The sequence below is a fragment of the Rossellomorea sp. NRS-1567 genome (genome assembly GCF_050467885.1).
Lineage (GTDB): Bacteria > Bacillota > Bacilli > Bacillales > Bacillaceae_B > Rossellomorea > Rossellomorea aquimaris_C.
Genome location: NZ_JBITPL010000006.1, coordinates 80,884 through 102,500, shown reverse-complemented (window position 1 = coordinate 102,500; position 21,617 = coordinate 80,884). Strand labels below are relative to the sequence as shown.

General features: G+C 37.8%; 22 protein-coding genes. All 22 read left to right on the top strand.

The window, feature by feature from the left end:
* Positions 1–4: 4 nt before the first annotated feature.
* The 22 genes from ACIFOD_RS04460 to ACIFOD_RS04355 all read left to right on the top strand — a co-directional run bounded on the left by ACIFOD_RS04460 (position 5) and on the right by ACIFOD_RS04355 (position 21,558).
* Positions 5–1,222 carry an acyltransferase family protein gene (locus ACIFOD_RS04460; protein ID WP_430313597.1) on the top strand — a complete coding sequence of 406 codons (1,218 nt, stop codon included), beginning with the start codon at positions 5–7 and terminating at the stop codon, positions 1,220–1,222.
* Positions 1,223–1,502: 280 nt separating this feature from the next.
* Positions 1,503–2,237 (top strand): YveK family protein, encoded by a 735-nt coding sequence (locus ACIFOD_RS04455; protein ID WP_430313596.1) that lies wholly within the window; start codon positions 1,503–1,505, stop codon positions 2,235–2,237.
* Complete coding sequence (locus ACIFOD_RS04450; RefSeq protein WP_430313595.1) at positions 2,224–2,880, top strand: CpsD/CapB family tyrosine-protein kinase; 657 nt, start codon at positions 2,224–2,226, stop codon at positions 2,878–2,880. Before ACIFOD_RS04455 ends, ACIFOD_RS04450 begins: the two co-directional genes overlap by 14 nt.
* 261 nt (positions 2,881–3,141) lie before the next feature.
* Complete coding sequence (locus ACIFOD_RS04445; protein WP_430313594.1) at positions 3,142–3,306, top strand: hypothetical protein; 165 nt, start codon at positions 3,142–3,144, stop codon at positions 3,304–3,306.
* 16 nt (positions 3,307–3,322) lie between these two features.
* Positions 3,323–5,152, top strand: coding sequence for a polysaccharide biosynthesis protein (locus tag ACIFOD_RS04440; RefSeq protein ID WP_430313593.1), 1,830 nt, complete (start codon positions 3,323–3,325; stop codon positions 5,150–5,152).
* Between the two features lie 15 nt (positions 5,153–5,167).
* Positions 5,168–6,055 carry a UTP--glucose-1-phosphate uridylyltransferase GalU gene (galU, locus tag ACIFOD_RS04435; RefSeq protein ID WP_430313592.1) on the top strand — a complete coding sequence of 296 codons (888 nt, stop codon included), beginning with the start codon at positions 5,168–5,170 and terminating at the stop codon, positions 6,053–6,055.
* A gap of 10 nt (positions 6,056–6,065) precedes the next feature.
* Positions 6,066–7,217, top strand: coding sequence for a glycosyltransferase family 4 protein (locus ACIFOD_RS04430; RefSeq protein WP_430313591.1), 1,152 nt, complete (start codon positions 6,066–6,068; stop codon positions 7,215–7,217).
* Entirely contained in the window at positions 7,202–8,320 is a 1,119-nt protein-coding gene (locus tag ACIFOD_RS04425; protein ID WP_430313590.1) for a glycosyltransferase family 1 protein, read from the top strand. Before ACIFOD_RS04430 ends, ACIFOD_RS04425 begins: the two co-directional genes overlap by 16 nt.
* The gene (locus ACIFOD_RS04420; RefSeq protein WP_430313589.1) at positions 8,317–9,207 is read left to right on the top strand and encodes a glycosyltransferase family 2 protein; all 891 of its coding nucleotides are present in this window, start codon (positions 8,317–8,319) and stop codon (positions 9,205–9,207) included. The genes ACIFOD_RS04425 and ACIFOD_RS04420 overlap by 4 nt, the downstream gene beginning before the upstream one ends.
* Positions 9,208–9,238: 31 nt before the next feature.
* Complete coding sequence (locus tag ACIFOD_RS04415; RefSeq protein WP_430313588.1) at positions 9,239–10,318, top strand: EpsG family protein; 1,080 nt, start codon at positions 9,239–9,241, stop codon at positions 10,316–10,318.
* Positions 10,319–10,333: 15 nt separating this feature from the next.
* Positions 10,334–11,371: a UDP-glucose 4-epimerase GalE gene (gene galE, locus ACIFOD_RS04410; RefSeq protein WP_430313587.1), complete on the top strand. Its 1,038-nt coding sequence runs from the start codon at positions 10,334–10,336 to the stop codon at positions 11,369–11,371.
* A 61-nt stretch (positions 11,372–11,432) separates the two neighbouring features.
* A complete protein-coding gene (locus ACIFOD_RS04405) occupies positions 11,433–11,591 on the top strand; it encodes a hypothetical protein (protein WP_430313586.1) in 159 nt (52 codons plus the stop codon).
* A 24-nt stretch (positions 11,592–11,615) separates the two neighbouring features.
* Entirely contained in the window at positions 11,616–12,200 is a 585-nt protein-coding gene (locus ACIFOD_RS04400; RefSeq protein ID WP_430313604.1) for a sugar transferase, read from the top strand.
* A 1-nt stretch (position 12,201) separates the two neighbouring features.
* Entirely contained in the window at positions 12,202–12,846 is a 645-nt protein-coding gene (locus ACIFOD_RS04395; RefSeq protein WP_430313603.1) for an acetyltransferase, read from the top strand.
* A gap of 18 nt (positions 12,847–12,864) precedes the next feature.
* A complete protein-coding gene (locus ACIFOD_RS04390; protein WP_430313585.1) occupies positions 12,865–14,034 on the top strand; it encodes an aminotransferase class I/II-fold pyridoxal phosphate-dependent enzyme in 1,170 nt (389 codons plus the stop codon).
* Positions 14,035–14,060: 26 nt separating this feature from the next.
* The gene (locus ACIFOD_RS04385; protein WP_430313584.1) at positions 14,061–14,408 is read left to right on the top strand and encodes a helix-turn-helix domain-containing protein; all 348 of its coding nucleotides are present in this window, start codon (positions 14,061–14,063) and stop codon (positions 14,406–14,408) included.
* A gap of 18 nt (positions 14,409–14,426) precedes the next feature.
* Positions 14,427–15,581, top strand: coding sequence for a glycosyltransferase family 1 protein (locus ACIFOD_RS04380; protein WP_430313583.1), 1,155 nt, complete (start codon positions 14,427–14,429; stop codon positions 15,579–15,581).
* Positions 15,553–16,731 carry a glycosyltransferase gene (locus tag ACIFOD_RS04375; RefSeq protein ID WP_430313582.1) on the top strand — a complete coding sequence of 393 codons (1,179 nt, stop codon included), beginning with the start codon at positions 15,553–15,555 and terminating at the stop codon, positions 16,729–16,731. Before ACIFOD_RS04380 ends, ACIFOD_RS04375 begins: the two co-directional genes overlap by 29 nt.
* A gap of 13 nt (positions 16,732–16,744) precedes the next feature.
* Positions 16,745–17,797 carry a glycosyltransferase family 2 protein gene (locus ACIFOD_RS04370; protein WP_430313581.1) on the top strand — a complete coding sequence of 351 codons (1,053 nt, stop codon included), beginning with the start codon at positions 16,745–16,747 and terminating at the stop codon, positions 17,795–17,797.
* On the top strand, positions 17,784–19,172 hold the full coding sequence (locus ACIFOD_RS04365; RefSeq protein ID WP_430313580.1) for a hypothetical protein: 1,389 nt from the start codon (positions 17,784–17,786) through the stop codon (positions 19,170–19,172). The genes ACIFOD_RS04370 and ACIFOD_RS04365 overlap by 14 nt, the downstream gene beginning before the upstream one ends.
* Complete coding sequence (locus ACIFOD_RS04360; RefSeq protein ID WP_430313579.1) at positions 19,165–20,358, top strand: glycosyltransferase; 1,194 nt, start codon at positions 19,165–19,167, stop codon at positions 20,356–20,358. Before ACIFOD_RS04365 ends, ACIFOD_RS04360 begins: the two co-directional genes overlap by 8 nt.
* Positions 20,359–20,370: 12 nt before the next feature.
* Positions 20,371–21,558, top strand: coding sequence for a glycosyltransferase (locus ACIFOD_RS04355; protein WP_430313578.1), 1,188 nt, complete (start codon positions 20,371–20,373; stop codon positions 21,556–21,558).
* Positions 21,559–21,617 lie beyond the last annotated feature (59 nt).

Sequence of the window (21,617 nt, the reverse complement as noted above, 5' to 3'; positions counted from 1 at the left end):
AAATATGAGAAAGGTAAATTCTAATTTCTCTAAGACAAACGAATTGTTAGAGGGAAATGTATCAATTTTTCTAGATTTAATACGAGGGATATCAGCTATTTTAGTAGTAATGGAACATTTGAGTTCTAGATTGTTTGTAGGCTATGGAAATGTACAGAATCAAAATGTACTATCCAAGATTCTATATCTTTTAAATATTCTAGGGGGACCTTCAGTAATAATATTTTTTGTGCTTAGTGGCTTGTTCATCTCAAGGTCTGTTCTAAAAGCAGTTTATGAAAATAAATGGTCATGGCAATCCTACTTGATCAATCGTTTATCGAGACTATTTGTTGTGTTAGTACCTGCTTTAGTACTCACGTTAATCTTAGACATTATTGCTGTAAATTTCTTTGGATACGTTGGATATACAAATATTTTTCAAAATCTAAAAGCTTTTATTGGAAATTTATTTTTTCTTCAAAATATCTTTGTTGGAGTCTATGGTTCAAATGCGCCATTATGGAGCTTGAATTATGAGTTTTGGTACTATATGTTATTTCCGGTATTATTACTATTATTCTTTAATAAACAGGGAAAAGTTTTTAAGCTTTTATACACTATAATAGCAATTTTAATATTTTCAACTGTTGGAATGAAAATGAATTCCTATTTTTTTATATGGTTAATTGGAACATTCGTCCTTTTATTACCGAGAGTGAATTTTTTAAGGAGAGGGTTTGTTCCGGTATTAGCTCTTATTTTAGTATTTGTAGCTATGATTGTTAGACCTCTTGTGATGACCGGAAGACTGTTTACAGACAAATGGACAGAGAATCTCTTTGTTGTAGACCTTTTTGTTGGTCTAGCTTTCGGTTTTTTCATCTATACAATGTTACATATAGTAGCTGAAAGAATAAGGTACATCGAATTTAGTGAGCTAGGTAAGATTTCAAAATTGATTGCCGGATTTTCATTCAGCCTCTATTTAATTCACTATCCTATAATAAATACTGTTTACTACTGGGCAGCAAAGAATGGTTTCTCTGGCTTACAGCCTAATTTAATATCGGTTATTGTGGAAGTTGTTCTTGTTCTACTTGTTTGTATAACCGCATATTACTTCTCGAGAATAACGGAAGCTCAAACTCATGTTATACGTAAATTCTTAAATATGAAAACTAATACTTTTATGTTTAATAAAAGAAATAAAGAAATTAGAAAGCAGAAAGTTGCAGGATGAAAAATCCACTTTCACTCTACTGTTTAGTAAAAGATAAACATGTTTACTTTTAATAAATCTAATAAATATTTAAAAATAAATTGACATGTTCTTTATACAGAACTAGAATAGAAGAAGAATAGATTGAATGAAGAAAAAATAGGTACATTAGCTTAGAAGATGTTTTTCTGAAACGACTTTCTTGCATGGAATCTTTTTTTTTGAACCTGATGTTCGTTATAAAGAATTAGGTATTCTCTCATAAGTGTTTCTCAAAATAACTTCAATAAAGGTGGTTTCCATGGGAAGTTCTAAACAACCGAATTATATTGTGAACAATGTCGCTAGAGAAATAAACTTAAAGGAATATTATGAGGTCATTAAAAAAAGAGCTTTGCTCATTATCCTGATCACATTTGTAACTACTGTTGCAGGCTACTTTTACAACTCCTACACACAAACCAACCTCTATGAATCATCAACACGGGTGATCATTGGTTCAGACAGCGGAAATATGAGTACTTTAATGGTTATGATAAAGGACCCGATCATTATGGAGAAGGTCAGAAATGAATTGAATCTTTCCCGATCCCCTGAAGGAATAGCCAATCAAATTACGGTGGCTCAAATTGATGATTCGCAAGTAATAAAAATCTCAGCTATTGATGCAGATCCTAAAGTAGCCATGGCAATTGTGAATTCGACAGCCAAACTTTTTAAGAGTGAAATCGCTACTATTTTGGATTTCAAAGGAGTTCAATTATTATCTGAAGCGAAAGAAAATCCATATCCGATAAATCCACCAGGGAACCGGATCACGATTATTGCTTTTGTCTTAGGAATGATTACAGCTATCGGACTGGTATTCTTATTAGATTCGCTGGATCAGACCATTAAAACGAATAAGGATATCGAGGAATACTTGGATATAACGGTACTTGGAAAAGTATCCAATATGAATAAGAAGAAATTTGTCACCAAGCGGAAATCTCAACCTGAAATGGAGTTAAGGGGTGACACAGTTGGAATTAAATAGGAAGAAACAATTAAGTAAGATGAAAAGAAGACATCTTGTCACTTATTCCCATCCAGAGTCGATTATTTCTGAACAGTTTCGCGAAATTAGAACGAATATGAAATTCATCAATAAAAGTGAGAACAAAATCTTCCTCATCACATCACCCAAGGATGGGGAAGGGAAATCAACCATGGTCGCCAATTTAGCAGTTTCCATGGCACAACAGAAAGAAAAGATACTAGTGATTGATGCCAACTTAAGGAAGCCGATTATTCATTCGATCTTTAAAATTCCGAATGAAAAGGGGCTGACGAATGTATTGACTGGGAATGCAACGCTAGAAGAAGCACTGTATCAAACAGAGGTAAGTCGATTAGAAGTATTAACAAGCGGATCTCACTCCTTTAACCCTGCTGAACTATTAGAAACGAAGAGGATGAAGGAACTTCTTAAGACACTAGCTGAGTTATATGATGTTGTGCTAATCGATGCTCCCTCTGCGATAAAGTCAACTGAAACGAGAGTCATCGCCAATCAATGTGATGGAGTCGTGTTAGTGCTGAATAAAGGGAAAACAGAGATCGAACAGGCAATAGAAACAAAAAAAGTGCTGGAACTTGCCCATGCTAAGATTGTTGGGGCCATTCTGAATGAAGGCTAAAAAATTTTAAACCGCATGTTCGTTATTGAGAATTTGATGTGCGTTAAACTTGAATATTCTATCGGTGATGTCTCCTTACCGTTATCCATGGAGGCACTCGGTCATGCTGTGGGTTGAATAAACCTTAGACGCTAAGTCGTCGATGGTGTGGTGTGAGGATGGGTTAGATGCCCATATTTTTAATGTTTTTATGTAGGAAATCTTTTTCCAAAGATAGAGTACATAAGGACATTAATTGAAAAAAGGAGATGTTATGAAGAAATGACTCAATTAGATGATCAACCTAAATCGATTAAGAAAGCGATCAGGTACATAAAGCAGGATGCCTCGAAGGAACAGCTGGAAGAAATCAGAAAGCTATTGGACTACGCTATATATAAGAGAATGAGAGTTCTTGCCCCGAATAATAACAAAGCAACGAACTAAGGAAAGGAGGCATAGTATGACATATCGACAGAGATTATCCCTATTTATTCTAGTAGATTCCCTTATTGTCCTGACCGCTGTCTTCGTTAGCAAAATGCTGACCAGCTCCACTATCCAGGTCATAACCATTCCTGTCATCATCAGCTCTATCACAATGCTCATCAGCCACCAAATATTTTCACTTAAGTTAAATCTTTATAAGAAAGCATGGGAATATGCAAGCATAGGGGAATTATTAATCATTTTTAAAGTAGTAAGCTATTCGGTTCTTTCAGGAGCGATCATCCAACAAGTAGCCCTGCAGGAGATCCAATTCAGACTTCTTGCCGTTACTTGGATGCTTCACTTAATGCTCATTGGAGGTTCAAGATTTGTATGGAGAGTCTACCGTGACACCTTTATCTCCAAGATAGATAATCGAAAACGGACATTAGTGGTGGGCGCCGGGGCAGCCGGCACGATGGTAGCGAGACAACTTCTTAAAAATGATGGGGATCTGGTCCCTGTTGCATTCATTGATGACAATATTAGAAAGCAGAAACTGGACATATTAGGAATTCCAGTAGTTGGAGGGGTAGATCGAATTGAAAAAGCGGTAGCCCAATATGATATCGAACATATCATTATTGCTATTCCCTCTCTTAGCAAACAAGAGCTGAATACAATCTTTCAGGAATGCTTGAAAACCAAAGCGAAGACTCAAACCCTTCCGATGCTGGAGGATTTGATTACAGGGAAAATATCGGTCAATCAATTCCGTGATGTACAGGTAGAGGACCTATTAGGCAGGGATACAGTAGAAATCGATATGTCCAGCATTTCAGAGTATGTAACAAACAAAGTGGTCCTTGTTTCAGGTGCTGGGGGGTCAATAGGATCTGAAATATCCCGACAAATTTCTCAGTTCAAACCGAAACAATTAATCCTCCTTGGACATGGAGAAAACAGTATTTACTCCATTGAAATGGAGTTGAAAGAAGCGTTTGCCGGAAAGGATATTGAATTCATACCTGTCATTGCTGATCTCCAGGATGAGAAGAAGATGATTCAAGTGATGAATGAACACACTCCGGATGTCGTCTATCATGCAGCGGCCCATAAGCATGTACCACTGATGGAGCGAAATCCAGAAGAAGCTGTCAAAAACAATCTTATCGGTACAACAAATATAGCCAAAGCCGCAAGCTGGAGTGGAGTCAAAACCTTTGTCATGATTTCCTCCGATAAAGCGGTGAACCCCACCAGTGTCATGGGTGCTACGAAACGATTGTCTGAAATGGTCATTCAAAGCATGGATCAAACGAGTTCAACGCGTTTTGTCGCCGTTCGATTTGGAAATGTATTAGGGAGCAGGGGAAGCGTCATCCCTTTATTTAAGAAGCAAATCGAAAAAGGTGGTCCCGTAACGGTTACACACCCTGATATGGTCAGGTACTTCATGACCATTCCTGAAGCATCGAGACTTGTCATTCAAGCGGGTGCACTGGCCCAGGGCGGAGAAATCTTCGTATTGGACATGGGAGAGCCGGTGAAAATTGTCGATTTGGCCAAAAATCTGATCAAGCTCTCAGGACATTCCATCGAGGAGGTTGGACTGAAGTTCACAGGTATGAGACCAGGGGAGAAGCTATACGAGGAACTTCTGAAGGATGAAGAGATCCACGAAGAACAAATCTACCCGAACATCTATATAGGAAAAACCGCACATCTTTATTTAGAAGAAATCGATGAAATTATTGAAACCTTTAATGATATGGATCGAGCTGCACTGAGAGAAAAATTAGTTACTTTAGCCAATACAAAAGAAATAGTTGAGCCAAAGCCAGTCATGTCTATATCAAGCTAATAGGAGTGATAATCAATGAAGGTAAGAAAAGCAATTATCCCTGCCGCTGGACTTGGAACAAGGTTTCTTCCAGCAACGAAAGCCATGCCAAAGGAAATGTTGCCGATTGTCGATAAGCCAACGATTCAATACATAATTGAAGAAGCCATTGAGTCGGGAATTGAAGATATCATCATCGTCACTGGAAAAGGAAAGAGAGCCATTGAGGATCATTTTGATCATTCCTTTGAGCTTGAACAGAATCTGCTTGATAAAGGCAAATTCGAATTGCTATCTGAAGTTCAAAAGTCTTCTAAACTAGTAGACATCCACTATATTCGCCAAAAGGAACCAAGAGGATTAGGTCACGCCATCTGGTGTGCACGTAAATTTGTGGGGGACGAACCATTCGCCGTTTTACTTGGTGATGACATCGTCAGAGCTGAAACCCCTTGCCTTAAGCAAATGATCAATCAATACAATCGATACCAATCTTCTATTCTGGGAGTTCAAACCGTGAATGAAGAAGAAGTATCCCGTTACGGCATTGTAGATGCTAATCAAATCGGTGATCGGTTTTATGGAGTGAACGGGCTTGTGGAAAAACCGGCAAGAGGAGAAGCCCCTTCAAATCTTGCGATCATGGGCCGATATATCCTAAGTCCACGAATATTCGATGTGCTGGAAAATCAGCCACCTGGAGCGGGAGGAGAAATCCAGCTGACGGATGCCATTGCCGAACTGAACAAGCACGAAGCGGTGTACGCCTATGACTTCGAGGGAACTCGCTATGATGTGGGTGAGAAGATGGGCTTTATTCAAACCACCATTGAATTCGCGTTACAGCGGGACGATTTAAAAGACAATTTGTTGGATTATCTTTCAACCGTCATGGATCGGGAATTAGCAAAGAAAGTGCAATAAGGTGATGGAAATGAGTAATTCGATCCTGTTTTGTGCAACCGTCGACTACCACTTTAAAGCTTTTCATTTACCTTATATGAAATGGTTCAAGGAACAAGGCTGGGAGGTCCATGTTGCAGCGAGTGGCGAAATGGAGCTTCCTTATGTTGATAAGAAGTTTACCATTCCGATTCAGAGATCACCGTTATCTCTGACAAACATAAAGGCCTACCAAGAACTAAAAGATATCATTGATGGACATCAGTATAGGCTGATTCATTGCCACACACCCATGGGAGGAGTGCTGGCTCGATTGGCATCTCGAGGGACAAGGGAGAATGGTACAAAGGTAATCTATACAGCTCATGGATTTCATTTCTGCAAAGGTGCTCCCATTCAAAACTGGCTGATTTATTATCCCATTGAAAAAATGTTGTCACGCTATACAGACTGCCTCATTACGATTAATGAAGAAGACTATACCTTGGCAAAACACCGATTCAATATTCCCACCATTGAACATGTTCATGGAGTGGGGGTAAACACCGAAACCTTCCAACCTGTTTCCGAAAAGGATAAAGCAGAAAGAAAGAAGTCATTTGGGTATCAACCAGATGACTTTTTACTATTTTATGCTGCCGAATTCAACGAGAACAAAAACCAACAAATGCTGATTAAATCGTTAGCATTCATCAAAGAAGAGGTTCCAAATGCGAAGCTGTTGCTTGCAGGAGAAGGAACCCTGCAGCATCCATGCAAGGAACTGGCAAAGAGGTTAGAAGTTGAACACATGGTCCATTTTCTGGGATTTCGAAAGGATATTTCTGAAATTCTTCCAATGTGCGATGTGGCGGTTGCATCAAGTCTTCGTGAAGGACTTCCGGTGAATATGATGGAAGCAATGGCTTGTGGACTGCCAATAGTGGCGAGTGTGAATCGGGGACACAGGGAGTTGGTGAAGGACCATCAAAATGGTTGGATTGTATCTCCAACAGATATTGAAGGCTTTTCTCATAAGCTTAAACTCCTTGCTGCGTCAGAAGATATAAGAAGGCAGATGGGAATGACCGGAAGAGACATGATTGAGAGTACATTTAGTGTCCAACGAATAGTAAATGATAAAAGTCGAATTTACCAATTTTATATGAAAGAGAAGGAGGTGGAAAAATGGGCAGTCCATTGAGGGTTCTGCATGTGGTCGTGAATATGAACCGTGGCGGAGCAGAGACACTGATTATGAATCTGTACCGGAATATCGATCGAACGAAGGTTCAATTCGATTTCTTAACATGTAAAGAAGGTGTTTTCGATTCTGAAATTCTTGAGATGGGCGGAAAGATTCATAGGATTTCTTACGTGACAGAAGTTGGGCACTCAGGGTATGTAGAAGAACTGGATATATTCTTTAAAGAACATTCCTATTATCAAATTGTTCACTCACATCTGGACAAGATGAGTGGGTTGGTTTTAAGAGCTGCAAAGAAAGCGGATGTTCCTGTAAGAATTGCTCATAGTCATAATACCCAGAGTGAGGGAGGAACAGGGGCAAAGGTTTATAAATGGTTAGTCGGCCAGCAGATAAAGCGGAGTGCTACTCACTTGTTTGCTTGTTCAAATGCTGCCTCTAAGTGGTTATTCAGAAATCAGGCAGATAAAGCACAGCTTATAAAAAACGGAATCGAGTTCGATAAATTTCAATTTTCCTTCTATATTCGAAATCAGGTTAGAGCTGAACTTCAGCTAAATAATGACACGGTGGTTTTAGGTCACGTTGGAAGGTTTTGTGAACAAAAAAATCATATGTTTTTACTCGAAACCTTTGCCGAGATTCACAAAAAAATACCCGATTCAAAATTAGTCCTGGTGGGGGACGGACCTTTAAAAGGGAAAATCATCGATAAAATACGAAGTCTGCATTTACAACATGCGGTCATGATTCTGGGCGTAAGGGATGACATTCCTTATTTACTACAGGCATTCGATATTTTCATATTGCCGTCTTTTCACGAGGGTCTTCCGGTTACATTGATTGAAGCACAAGGTGCAGGATTGCCTTGTTATATTTCAGAAACCATTACAGAAGAAGTAGACATGGGAAATGGTTTAGTTCGTTTCTTACCTATTACGAATAAGAGAGTTTGGGTGGAACAGATAGTGAAGGAGAAAAATACACAGTCAGCAAGAAATATCTCTCATGCTGCCCTTACTCTTAAAGGTTATGACATTCGTAAAACAGCTGAAGATACTGAAAAGTCATACATCATGCTGGGAGGGAGAACGGGATGAAGCAATTAACGGTCTTCACTCCAACCTATAACCGGGCATTCTGTCTTGGTCAGTGTTATGAAAGTCTAAAAAGGCAAACAAATAAAAATTTCACTTGGCTGATCATTGATGACGGGTCAACAGATCATACAAATGAACTTGTGGCGAAATGGATCAAGGAGAAACATTTTCACATTATTTATCACTGGCAGGAAAATCAGGGAATGCATGGAGCTCACAATACCGCCTATCAATTAATCCATACAGAGCTGAATGTATGCATCGATTCCGATGATTATATGCCAGACGATGCTGTTGAAAAGATCCTGTCATTTTGGAATGATCATGGAAGCTCTAAAGTAAGTGGAATGATTGGGTTGGATGCCTACCATGACGGGGGTGTCATCGGAACAAAGTTACCAGACACAGTTGGCTCTTCCACCTTATTTGATTTATATAATAAATATGGGGTAACAGGGGATAAAAAATTAGTCTACCGTACAGAGTTAACGAAGAAATACCCTTATCCCATCTTTCATCAAGAAAAATACGTCGGCCTTGCGTATAAGTACTTCATGCTTGATATGGAATATAAAATGCTTCTGATGAATGAAGTGATCTGTCGTGTGGAATATTTAGCTGACGGATCTTCCGTAAATATGTTGAATCAGTATCGGAAGAATCCGAAAGGGTTTGCCTTTTACCGGAAAGAACTGATGAAATTGCCATTCGCCAGTACTACGTTTAAATTTAGGCAGGCGATTCATTATGTTTCCAGCTGTTTAATCAGTCGGAATTGGAATTTTATGAGTGATACGCCTAATAAACGATTAACTCTATTGGCACTCCCTTTTGGAATCATGCTATACCTCTACATCAATCAGAAAACAAAAATAGCCGTTAATTGACAAATGATTTTCTTTTGAAAGGATCCTATTAATGACCATTTTATGGATTAATCTTTTCCTGGTCTTCCTTTTCTCCTCTTTCTCCAGGTATGCCGCTTCAACTGGGACGATGACAATGACAAGTCCGGTTCCAATCAGGCCGAATAAGCTGATAGCCATTGGTGCGTTGTTATCCCTTGTACTTGTATCGGGACTTCGCTCAAATATCGGGGATACTTACTTCTATAAGCATGCATATGAAGTAAGCCAGTTCACCTGGGAGTATATCTTAAGCCAAAAGGATATTGGTTTTGGCATCCTTCAAATGGTGTTGAAAAATTATGTTTCTGAAGATCCACAAGTACTGTTGTTTACAACAGCGTTATTGACTAATACCCTGATATTTTTCGTATTATACAAGTACTCAAGGATGCTTGAGCTTAGCTTATATGTGTATATAGCCGGGGGATTATTCCTTATTTCTATGAATGGGATCAGACAGCTGCTTGCGGCGGCAATCATTTTCACAGCCACAAAGTATTTAATAGATGGTAACTGGGTGAAGTACTTTACTATTGTCATTATCGCTTCTTTCTTTCATCAAAGCGCACTCATATTGCTTCCAATATATTTTTTAGTTCGGTCAAAGGCATGGTCCAAATCAACGGTTGTACTCATCATTTTCGCTCTCATCATTGTAGTGGGATTTGATCAGTTTACCTCTTTCTTGTTTTCAGCCATTGAGGACACCCAATACGGGCACTACAAAGACTTTGCAGAAGGTGGCGCGAACATCTTAAGAGTACTCGTTGAGATGGTTCCCATTGTCATTGCCTATCTTGGGAGGGATAAGCTACGAGAGATCTTCCCTGAAAGTGATGTGATTGTTAATATGGCTCTCCTGGGATTGGTGTTTATGTTGATTTCTACTCAGAATTGGATCTTTGCCAGGTTCTCCATCTATTTTAGTTTATACCAGCTGATCCTCATATCCTGGATCGTTAAATTGTTTGAAAAAAAGGATCGAAAAATCATTTATCTTGGAATTGTGAGTTGTTATTTTCTGTATTTTTTTTATGAAAATATTATAAGTTTAAACATTCTTTACAAGAGTGACTATATTAATTGGTAAGAACGGAGGATGAATATGGCTATATTGATTACTGGCGGCGCAGGTTATATCGGAAGCCACACATGCATTGAACTATTGAATGCTGGCCATGACATTATCGTAGTGGACAATTTTTCAAACAGTAAACCTGAAGCACTCAAGAGAGTTTCAGAAATCACGAGAAAATACTTTCGAACATACTGTCTTGATTTGCAAAACCGGGAAGGTCTGGAAAAGGTATTTACAGATAACGACATTGAGGCGGTGATTCATTTTGCCGGCTCCAAGGCGGTTGGAGAGTCGGTCCATTTTCCACTTAAATATTATGAAAATAATATGAACAGCACCATCACTCTCTGTGAAGTCATGAAAAAGTTCAATGTGAATAAACTCGTATTCAGTTCATCAGCCACTGTATATGGTACGACGGATACGGTACCGATTACAGAGGAGACTCCCTTAAAAGCGACGAATCCATACGGTCGTACAAAGCAGATGATTGAAGAGTTATTGCAGGATCTTTATGATTCAGACCGTGAATGGAGCATTGCCCTGCTTCGTTATTTCAACCCTGTAGGGGCTCATGAAAGTGGGCGGATTGGTGAGGACCCTAATGGAATCCCAAATAATCTCATGCCATATATATCTCAAGTAGCGATTGGGAAACTGGAAAAACTCCAAGTATTTGGTGACGATTACCCAACAGTAGACGGCACCGGGGTAAGAGATTATATTCATGTGGTAGATTTGGCCTTTGGGCATGTCAAAGCTTTGGAAAGCATACTTACTACTAGCGGAATCGATGCATATAATTTAGGCACCGGTAAAGGATACAGTGTGCTTGAAGTCTTATCCACATATGAAAGAGCAGCAGGGAAAACCATTCCATATACGGTAGTGGAAAAGCGGCCGGGGGATGTAGCCGTTTGTTATGCTGATACATCAAAAGCAAAAGAGAAACTAAACTGGGAAGCGGTTAAAGGGATTGATGAGATGTGTAAGGATTCCTGGAGATGGCAACAACATAATCCTTTTGGTTACGAGAAACAATTCAAAATGTTAGTGAAGAACTAGGTACAGGTGCTACTCATAGCAGCTGCTTTTTTTATTTATGTTCAATGTAAGGAGAAAAAATATGAATTTAACTGAAAATCTAACAGTCGAAGATCTTCAGGAGCTTTTAAAAACAATGTATCAAAAGGGTATTCAAGAAGAATTAAATACAAGGGAATTTCTAAACGAAATAAAAGAAAACATCATCTCCCTCTGTACTACAAATGAGATCGATAACTGATCATCAAGGAAGTGATTTCAAATGATCAAACGAATAATGGATATTAGTATTTCATCGATTTTACTTTTGATCCTGATCCCGTTAATGGTTCCTGTCATGTTAGGGATCAAGATGAAAATGGGATCACCTCTATTGTTTTGTCAGCAACGACCAGGGTTATACGGAAAACCATTCATCCTATATAAATTGAGAACCATGTTAAATGGTGATGGTATAGCGGATGAACTGAGATTGACTCCTCTTGGAAGATTTCTTAGAAAGTATAGTCTTGATGAATTTCCCCAGTTATTCAATGTGCTTAAGGGTGACATGAGTTTAGTGGGTCCAAGGCCATTGTTAATGGAGTATCTGCCACTTTATTCTGAAGAACAATACATTCGGCATCACACGAAGCCCGGAATAACCGGATGGGCTCAGGTGAACGGGAGGAATGCAATCTCATGGGAAGAAAAATTCTTATTGGATATTTGGTACGTCAAGAATCAAAGTTTCCTTCTCGATATAAAAATCCTTGCCAAAACCCTCATCAAAGTGATCAAAAAAGAGGGAATCACTGGTCAGAATCATGTCACGATGGAAAAGTTCAAAGGGTCGAAAGAAGTGGTCTGATATGAAGGTCGTAATGATTGGAAATGGTGGGCATAGTAAAGTCGTTCAGGAGATGGTAATAAGGCAGGGGTACAGTGTTCATGCCGTATTAGATGACAAATATGAAAGTGAGCAGATAATTGAAGGGATTGTGTATGCTCCATTGTCTTCCATTCATAAAATACTGGATAAAGAGATGAAAGTGGTCATAGCGATTGGCAGTAATATGGTTAGAAATCATGTGGTAAGGAAGTTAAAGCTTCCTAGTGAGCGGTATTTAACCGTCATTGATCCTACTGCAGTAGTAAGCAGCTCGGCAGTCATTGGATACGGAACAGTTGTTATGCCAAAAGCTGTGATCAATTCAGATGCCCATATCCATGATCACTGTATCATCAACACTGGAGCTGTCATTGAACATGATAACTCAGTATGGGATTACTCACATATTTCCCCTCACGCAACATTAACAGGAAACGTAACGATCGACGAAGGTGTACATATAGGGGCTGGTGCTACAATCATTCCTGGTGTGAAGGTCGGGGAATGGTCGATCATTGGAGCCGGGGCGACAGTCATTCGATCTATTCCTGCTCATAGTAAGGCAGTGGGGACACCAGCCAGGATCATTAATAGGAGCCTTGGAGTAGTGAAAGATATCATGTAGAGAAAAGGTGGTTGTTAGATGAAGAAACAGAGAATCTACCTTTCCCCTCCCCATATGAGTGGAAGGGAACAAGAATATATTAAGGAAGCCTTCCAGACCAATTGGATTGCCCCATTAGGTCCGAATGTGGACGCATTTGAAAAAGAGTTAGCCTCATACGTAAGAGCCAGTGAAGCGGTAGCCGTTAATTCGGGAACATCCGCGATCCACTTGGCTCTTTCTTTATTGGGAGTCACCCGGGGAGATAGCGTTTTCTGTTCAACACTGACATTTGTGGCGAGTGCGAATCCCATTCTATATCAAGGAGCAGATCCGGTTTTTATTGACTCGGACTTCGATTCCTGGAATATGTCCCCCCAGGCGCTTCAACGGGCATTACAAGAAGCTGCTCTTCAAGGCAAGCTTCCCAAAGCCGTCATCATTGTGAACTTATATGGTCAAAGTGCGAAAATGGATGAACTTCTTACTCTCTGTGAACACTATCAGGTTCCAGTTGTAGAAGATGCAGCCGAGTCACTGGGCTCTACTTATAAGGGGAAACCAAGCGGGACATTTGGTCATTATGGAGTCTACTCATTTAACGGAAATAAAATTATCACAACATCCGGCGGGGGCATGCTGGTTTCCAACGATGTTGAGTCCTTGCAGAAAGCACGATTTCTCGCTACCCAGGCAAGAGACCCGGCCCCATATTATCAGCATAGCCAGGTAGGTCACAATTACAGATTAAGTAATATCTTAGCCGGTGTTGGGAGAGCCCAATTGGAGGTAATCGATGAAAGGGTAAAAGCCAGAAGGCTCATTTTTGATCGTTACCAGCAATCCTTATCCCATATACCGGGTATCTCATTCATGCCGGAATTAGAAAACAGTATGACAAACAGATGGCTAACAACCTTTATCATTGACGAGATAGAAACAGGAATAACATCATCTCAGTTAATAGAAGTTATGGAAAAAGAGAATATTGAAGCACGTCCAGTATGGAAACCTCTCCATATGCAGCCGTTATTTAAGGAGGCTTCTTATTTCTCTCATAGTGAAGATGAAGATGTCGCTCAGCAACTGTTTTCCAGAGGTGTTTGTCTTCCATCAGGTTCAAGTATGACTGAAGAAGAACAAATGAGAATTGTTGAGTGTGTAATGAATACGATTGAAGGTGCGTACGCAAGGCAGGATATAATATGATGTCAAAAAATATGAGGTAATGATGAATGATAGGTTCAAATATAAGTACGATTCGAAAACGCAGAGGACTCACTTTATCCGAACTTGCAGATCGGGCAAATGTCTCTAAATCCTATCTGAGTAATTTAGAGAGGAACTTAAATAAGAATCCCTCTATTCAAGTCATAGAGAAAATCTCGACTGTATTAGACGTGGGTTTAACAACCATTCTTCAGTTTAATTCACCAGAAGAAAACAAGCATCTCCTTGAGAGTGAATGGCTGGACTTTATACATGAATTGAAAGATTCAGGGGTCGAGAAAGAGCAATTGCAACAATATAAAACAGTGATTGAATTTATAAAGTGGCAGAATCATAAGGTAGAGGAAAAATAATCAGGGGAGGGGATAACGATGGGATTACCTAAACGAATACTTCACATAGTGGGAGCGATGAACCGAGCCGGGACAGAAACCATGTTAATGAATCTGTACCGAAATATGGATCATGAAAAGATTCAATTTGATTTCGTTTCTTATAGTGAAGACGAAGCCCATTATGATCAAGAAATTAATGAGCTTGGTGGGAAGGTGATAAGGTTATCCCAAACCCGGTCAATAATGGAACTCTACCAGGCAATCAAACATAATGGACCTTACAAAGCGGTTCATTCGCACACTTTATTTCACTGCGGTATATCAAGCGCAGCGGCGTACTTAGCAGGAATAAAAATTCGGATATCTCATGCTCATACAACTTTAGATAAACAAGATAGCTTGGTAAGAAAGATGTATATCGCCTCTATGAGAAAAATGATAGGTACCTTTTCCACACACCTGCTTGCTTGCAGCAAAGAAGCGGGAGAGTACTTATTTGGAGGGGAAGCTGTACATCGATCCAATTATTCCTATTTTCCTAATGTAATAGAGTTTGAGAAGTTGTTAACAAGTCCTCAATCACTCGTTAGTCAATTCAAAGTAGAAGAAGGGCTGGGAAAATCAATCGTCATTGGGCATATTGGCAGATTCATCCCTGCTAAGAACCACGATTTCTTGCTTGATGTGATGAAGAGTTTAATAAAAAGGAATCCAAATTATAAACTTTTGCTGGTAGGAGAAGGGGATCTAAAAAACCATATTCAAGAAAGGATTGAATATGGAGGGATCTATGAAAACATCCGACTTGTAGGAATCCGGGAAGACATCGGGACCATGTTACATAGTATGGATGTTTTTGTCTTTCCTTCTCTATACGAAGGCCTGGGACTTGTCCTCCTGGAAGCACAAGCCAGCGGTCTTCCATGTGTCGTATCCGAAGCCATTCAACCAGAAGCCGATCTGCAACTGGGTTTGGTCACACAGCTCCCTCTGAGGGACGGACCTGAAGTATGGGCCGAGGCTATCGTAAGACAGGCAAAAAGGAAAGAAAAAAACATCCATAAAATCAAACAACATTTTGAAAAAAATGAATATTCACCGGTAGCGGGAATTTCGAAGCTCATGAACTTATATGGAGTAGAGATAGCGAAGGGAGGATCTGATGAAAAAAGTATTGATCGCTTCGTTTGATATGGAAGTCGGCGGTGTGGAACGAAGTCTCATCAGCATGTTGAATCATTTTGATTACGACCAATACCAGGTTGATTTGATGTTGTACAGTCATACAGGTGACTTTATGGAACTATTGCCAGCAGGACCAACCCTACTTCCAGAGAATACCGTATACAAAACTTTTCGAATGCCGGTTTCAGCGGTGATGAAAAATGGAAACTGGGCCATTGGTTTAACAAGGATGTTAGCGAGATATAAGGCAAATCTCCAAAAAAACGCAGAAACAGGTTATAAGCAAATGCAATATATGTGGAAGTATGCCCTCCCCTTCTTGCCGAAGATGGAGAAAGAGTATGATATCGCCATCAGTTATTTATGGCCACATTATTTTGTTGCGGAAAAAGTAAAAGCGTCAACTAAGATTGCCTGGATTCACACTGATTATTCAACGGTTGAAACAGATAGTGATATGGACCTCCAGATGTGGCAACAATACAATAAAATAATGGCCGTTTCTGAAGAATGTAAGAAGGCATTTATAAATAAATATTCTTCCCTTCGTAAGAAAGTGTGTGTTATGGAGAACATCACGTCCCCCGATTTTGTAAAGGATTTAGCGCATGATCCCGTTGACAATCCGATGGTGAAAGATAATAGATTTAAATTAATAACAGTCGCACGTCTTTCGTATGCCAAAGGAATCGATCAAGCAGTCAAAGCACTAAAAATATTACATGATCGAGGCTATAAAGACATATCCTGGTACATCGTTGGATACGGAGGGGATGAAGCCTCCATAAGGGAATTAATAAAAGAACAGAAACTTGAGAACTCATTTATATTACTAGGGAAAAAGGTAAATCCTTACCCTTATATTAAAGCGGCCGACTTATATGTACAGCCTTCCAGATATGAGGGGAAGGCAGTAACCGTTGTGGAAGCGCAAATCTTAGCAAAGCCGGTATTGATTACTAATTATGCCACGGCTAAAAGCCAGGTGCGAATAGGCATTGACGGTGATATATGTCAGATGTCTGTCAAAGGGATAGCCGAGGGGATCGAGAAGTTATATAACGATCGACAGATGAGAGAAGCTCTTATTCAAAACTGTGAAAGAGCAGACTACTTCAATCATACAGAACTAAACAAACTATATCAGTTGGTATAAGGAGGAACAAACCTTGCACCATTCAATCGTAAGCGTAGTTGTTCCCATATACAAAGTAGAAAGATATATCCATAGATGTATTAAGAGCATACTACACCAAACTTATCCCTATTTAGAGATTATTCTTGTAAATGATGGATCTCCAGATCGATGTGGAGAGATAGCCGAAGAATATAAACACAAAGATTCCAGAATCATCGTCATACACAAAGAAAATGGTGGCTTATCAGATGCCAGAAATGAGGGCATGAAAGAGGCGAGAGGTGAATACACCGTATTCGTAGACAGTGATGACTGGCTCGAACCAACCATGATAGAAGACATGCTGCATTGCAGGCATGAACATCAAGCTGATTTAGTACAATCAGCTTTTTATTATGCTTATGATGATAAACTGCTGTTTGACAGCAATAACTATTCCAATGACGGAAGTATGCTTTTGCTGAATAATCAGGAATCCATGTACGAACTGATTAAAAACGATAAGGTGAAAAACTTCGCCTGGGGAAAGCTTTATAAAACGGAACTGATTAAGGATATTCCATTTAAAAAAGGGGTATTATTCGAAGATGTTTTTTGGGCTCATCAGGTGATGAAAAGAGTGAAGACATTCGTACTCCTTCATAAACCCCTCTGCCACTACTACCAGCGGAGTGACAGTATCGTAGCCACATACTCCATCAGGAACCTCGACATCCTGACAGGATTAAAGGAAAGGCTGGAATTTGTGAAAAAACACTATCCACATTATCAAGACGAGGTTTACAGGAGTATTTTGCAAAACAGTTTAATGCATTACAATCTTCTTTTTCGGAATAGGAAGATAGATAGGGGTGCAATCAGAAGAAAAGAAATTAACGAATACATCCAAGCAAATAATGATTTATTCAAAAAAGCAGTAGAGGAAATATCTGGTTTAAAAAAGGAATTTAAGCTATTTTGTATACATCCTTACGTTTTAATCGGTTATCGAGGAATAAAAAAGATAAGAAATAAGTTAGAGAACACTGATATTAAAATGAAAGAAGTCAAGTTATATATAGGTGATTCTAATGGAAGAATATAAAAATAATTCTTCATCAAAAGACATCTTAAAAAAGCTTAATCTTAATCGATTGAAAAATAGTTCTATTCAAAATTTCGACCAGACGGTTAAAGAGATGTCTCCTCATAAGTTAATAAGTAATAAGCGCTTTGATATTGTGGCTAAATATATATATGCAAAGTTTTATGAGGAAAATTATAAAAGCAAATGGGGCTTGAAACTATATAAAAATCATTTGTGGGCATTTAATAGATATGAAGAAGATGATAGAAGTGGCAAGGTTGGAATTAATAAATTTATTAATTCATTCCATAAAACATTAACATCTGTAAGGGAAGAAGGGTTTAATGATAACATTTCGATTTTACCAGTAAGCAGCAAAGGGGTTCCATTGGATGGTGCACATAGAATCAGCGCTGCAATATATCACAATAAAGAAGTGAAAGTAGTAAATATAGGGGGTCATGACCCAAATTATAATTATGAGTTTTTTAAAAGTAAGGGCTTATTAAATTGTTGGAGTGATGCTATTGCTTATGAATTCTGTAAAATCAATAAGAATATTCGGATTATTATTCAGGGAGAGGAGATTAATGAATTTATTTTAAGAAAGCTAAAAGAGTACGACTGTATATATTATGAAAAAACAATCCAACTGACTAAAAATGGAGTTCGAAACTTGGTAGAACTATTAAAGTTACCAGATCATAATATAAAACTAAAAGATGGATTGTTAGAAATAAAGATTATTTTTTTCGACAGCACTCATTGGAGTAATATATTTAATAACGCGCAGATACTAAAAGAGGAACATATTATCGGGGATGAACTTAGTTATATAAGTCAAAGCGAGGAAGAATCGTTTAAGTTAGCCCAAATTTTACTTAATGACAATAGTATCTCTTTTATTAATTTCACTAATAAGAAACAAGTTAAAGAGATGAAACATATCATCAACTTACTTCGAGGTGAAAGTAATTACAATGAATCTGAAGGTGAAGATATCTGCGTAATCTCTAACTCGGTAATACAGATATATGGGTTAGTCAATAGAAGGAACAATGTAGACATTATTAACTTCCACACTAAAAATAATACTAAAAATAAAGAAATTAATTTTTATGAAAAAAAGAAAGATGACATAATTTATAATCCGAAGAATCATTTTTATTTTGATGGTGTAAAATTTAGTACGTTAGACGTTGTAGGGGAAATGAAACTGAAAAGTATGAAATTCGAAGACTACTTAGCCATAAAAAAGTTGAGTGGATGGATCCCAAAAGTAAACTTCAAAGTTCTTAGATATGAAATATTTAAAATTTTAGAGATATGTAAGTTAATGATTATAAGATATAAATTATCTTTAATAAAAGTTAAGAGGGGTTTACATGAATAAGAAAAACCTTTTATTTGTAATTGATTCTCTTGAAGTTGCTGGTGCAGAAAAAAGCTTAGTATCTCTTTTATCATTGTTAAACTATTCACAGTATAATGTTGATCTAATGTTATTTTCCCATGGTGGGACTTTTGAAAAATTACTACCGAAAGAGGTCAATGTTCTAAAACCTTTAAAATATTCAACCTTTGCAAAACTAAGTATTAAAAGAGCTCTGTTAAAGTCACTAGAAAAGGGATATTTCAGAATGTTAATCTCAAGGATTAGTTATTCAATGGAAATCAAAAGAAAACAGTACTCAAATAGAGGAAAGGCTCGTATCTTCTGGGATAAATTATCTAATAATATTGAAAAAAACCCGAAAACTTATGACATTGCTATCAGTTATGCCCAAGGAGTGCCTACATTCTATGTAGCTGAAAAAGTCAAAGCAAAAAAGAAATTAGCCTGGGTTAATGTCAGCTACAGATTGACTGGAAAAGACAAAGTATTTCAGAAAAAATATTATGATCAATACGATAAAATTGTGGGAGTATCTGAATCAACAAAGGAAATATTCTTAGAAACTTTTCCAGAGTATCGTAGTAAAATGGAAGTTATTTATGATATTAATAATCCTCAATTCATTTCAGATATGGCAGATATCGGAGATGGGTATGAGGATTATTTTGATGGAGTAAGGATTCTCACTATTGGTAGGCTAGCTCGTCAAAAGGGATATGATATTGCACTTGAAGCATGTAAAAAACTGAAAGAAAAAGGGATTAACTTCAAATGGTATGTTCTCGGTAAAGGACCACTTGAAGAAGAGATACGTCAATATGTTGTTACCCACGATTTAACTGATCATTTCATTTTGTTAGGTGTAAAAGCAAATCCATATCCTTTTATAAAAAAATCCGATATATATGTTCAAACCTCAAAATTTGAAGGGTTCGGGTTGGCGATAGCTGAGGCTCGCATGTTAAATGTTCCTGTAGTCACCACAAATTTTGACGCTGTCTATAATCAGATGGTTCAAAATAAAAATGGATTAGTGGTGAATATGGATTCTGAAAGTGTTGCTGATGGAATAATAAATTTAATTATTAACCATGATCTCAGAAATGAAATAACCGAATATTTAAAACTTGAAAAGAAAGGGAATGTTGAGGAGATTGAGAAGTTTTATAATTTAGTCGTATAGGGTGAGAAAAGCATGAAGAAAAAGATAGTATTTATGGTTATTAATATGAATATAGGTGGAACCGAGAAGGCATTGCTCAATATGATTAATGAGATGCCCAAAGATCAGTATGAAATAACTATATTAATGCTGGAGAAATATGGAGGATTCTTAGACGCTATACCAAAAGAAGTTAAGGTTGAATATTTAGAAGACTATGCTGCTTATAAGCAATTACTAAATAGACCAGTCAAAACAACGGTAGCTGAATTAATTAAACAGGGGAAAATAGTGAAAAGTATTGCGCTTGGTTGTGTTCATACTCTTTCGAAAGTTTTTCGGAGTAAAATGCTTTATTATAACTATACCCTTAAAAATCTACCAAAATATAAAAAAAAATACGATATTGCAATAGCTTATGCAGGTCCAATGGACTTCATAAGCTATTTTGTTGCAAAGAAAATCAAAGCAGAAAAAAGAATTCAGTGGATTCATTTTGATGTTACAAAAATAGGGTTCGATAAGAGGTTGTGTAAAAAACTATATAAAATATTCGATAAGATTTATGTTGTATCAAACGAAGCGGAGAAGAAGTTAATTAAAGAGGCTCCATCCATTAAAGGAAAAACAGAGGTGTTCTTTAATGTAGTCTCTCAAAGCAATATACTATTGCAGTCGCAAATAGGAGACGGTTTTGATGATAATTTTGACGGAAAACGAATCTTAACAGTGGGGAGGTTATCTAAAGAGAAAGGACAGGATCTAGCAATAAGGGCTCTAGCAAGACTGGTAAAAGAAGGTCATAAAGTGAAATGGTATTGCATAGGCGAGGGAAATGCTCGATATGAATATGAACAACTTATTTCACAATTAAATGTAGAGGAACATTTTATATTGTTAGGTGCTAAGTCTAACCCTTACCCATATATAAAACAATGTGATTTATACGTTCAGCCTTCAAGGTATGAAGGTTATTGTATAACCTTAATTGAAGCAAGATGTTTAAGAAAGCCAATAGTTACTACTGATGTTAATGGAGCGAACGAGCAAATAAAGCAAGGAATTACGGGAGTAATAGTGAACAAGGATGAGTGGTCTATTTACAACTCATTGAAAACACTCATAATTAATAGAAAATTAATGAAAACTTACTCTAATAACTTATCTAAAGAACCAGTTAATAGCGATGAAATAAAAAAACTTCTGAAGTTTATTAAATAGGTTTAACCTGGAGAGGGAATAAAAAGAAAATATCGGTAAATGCAAATAACTTAGTTGAT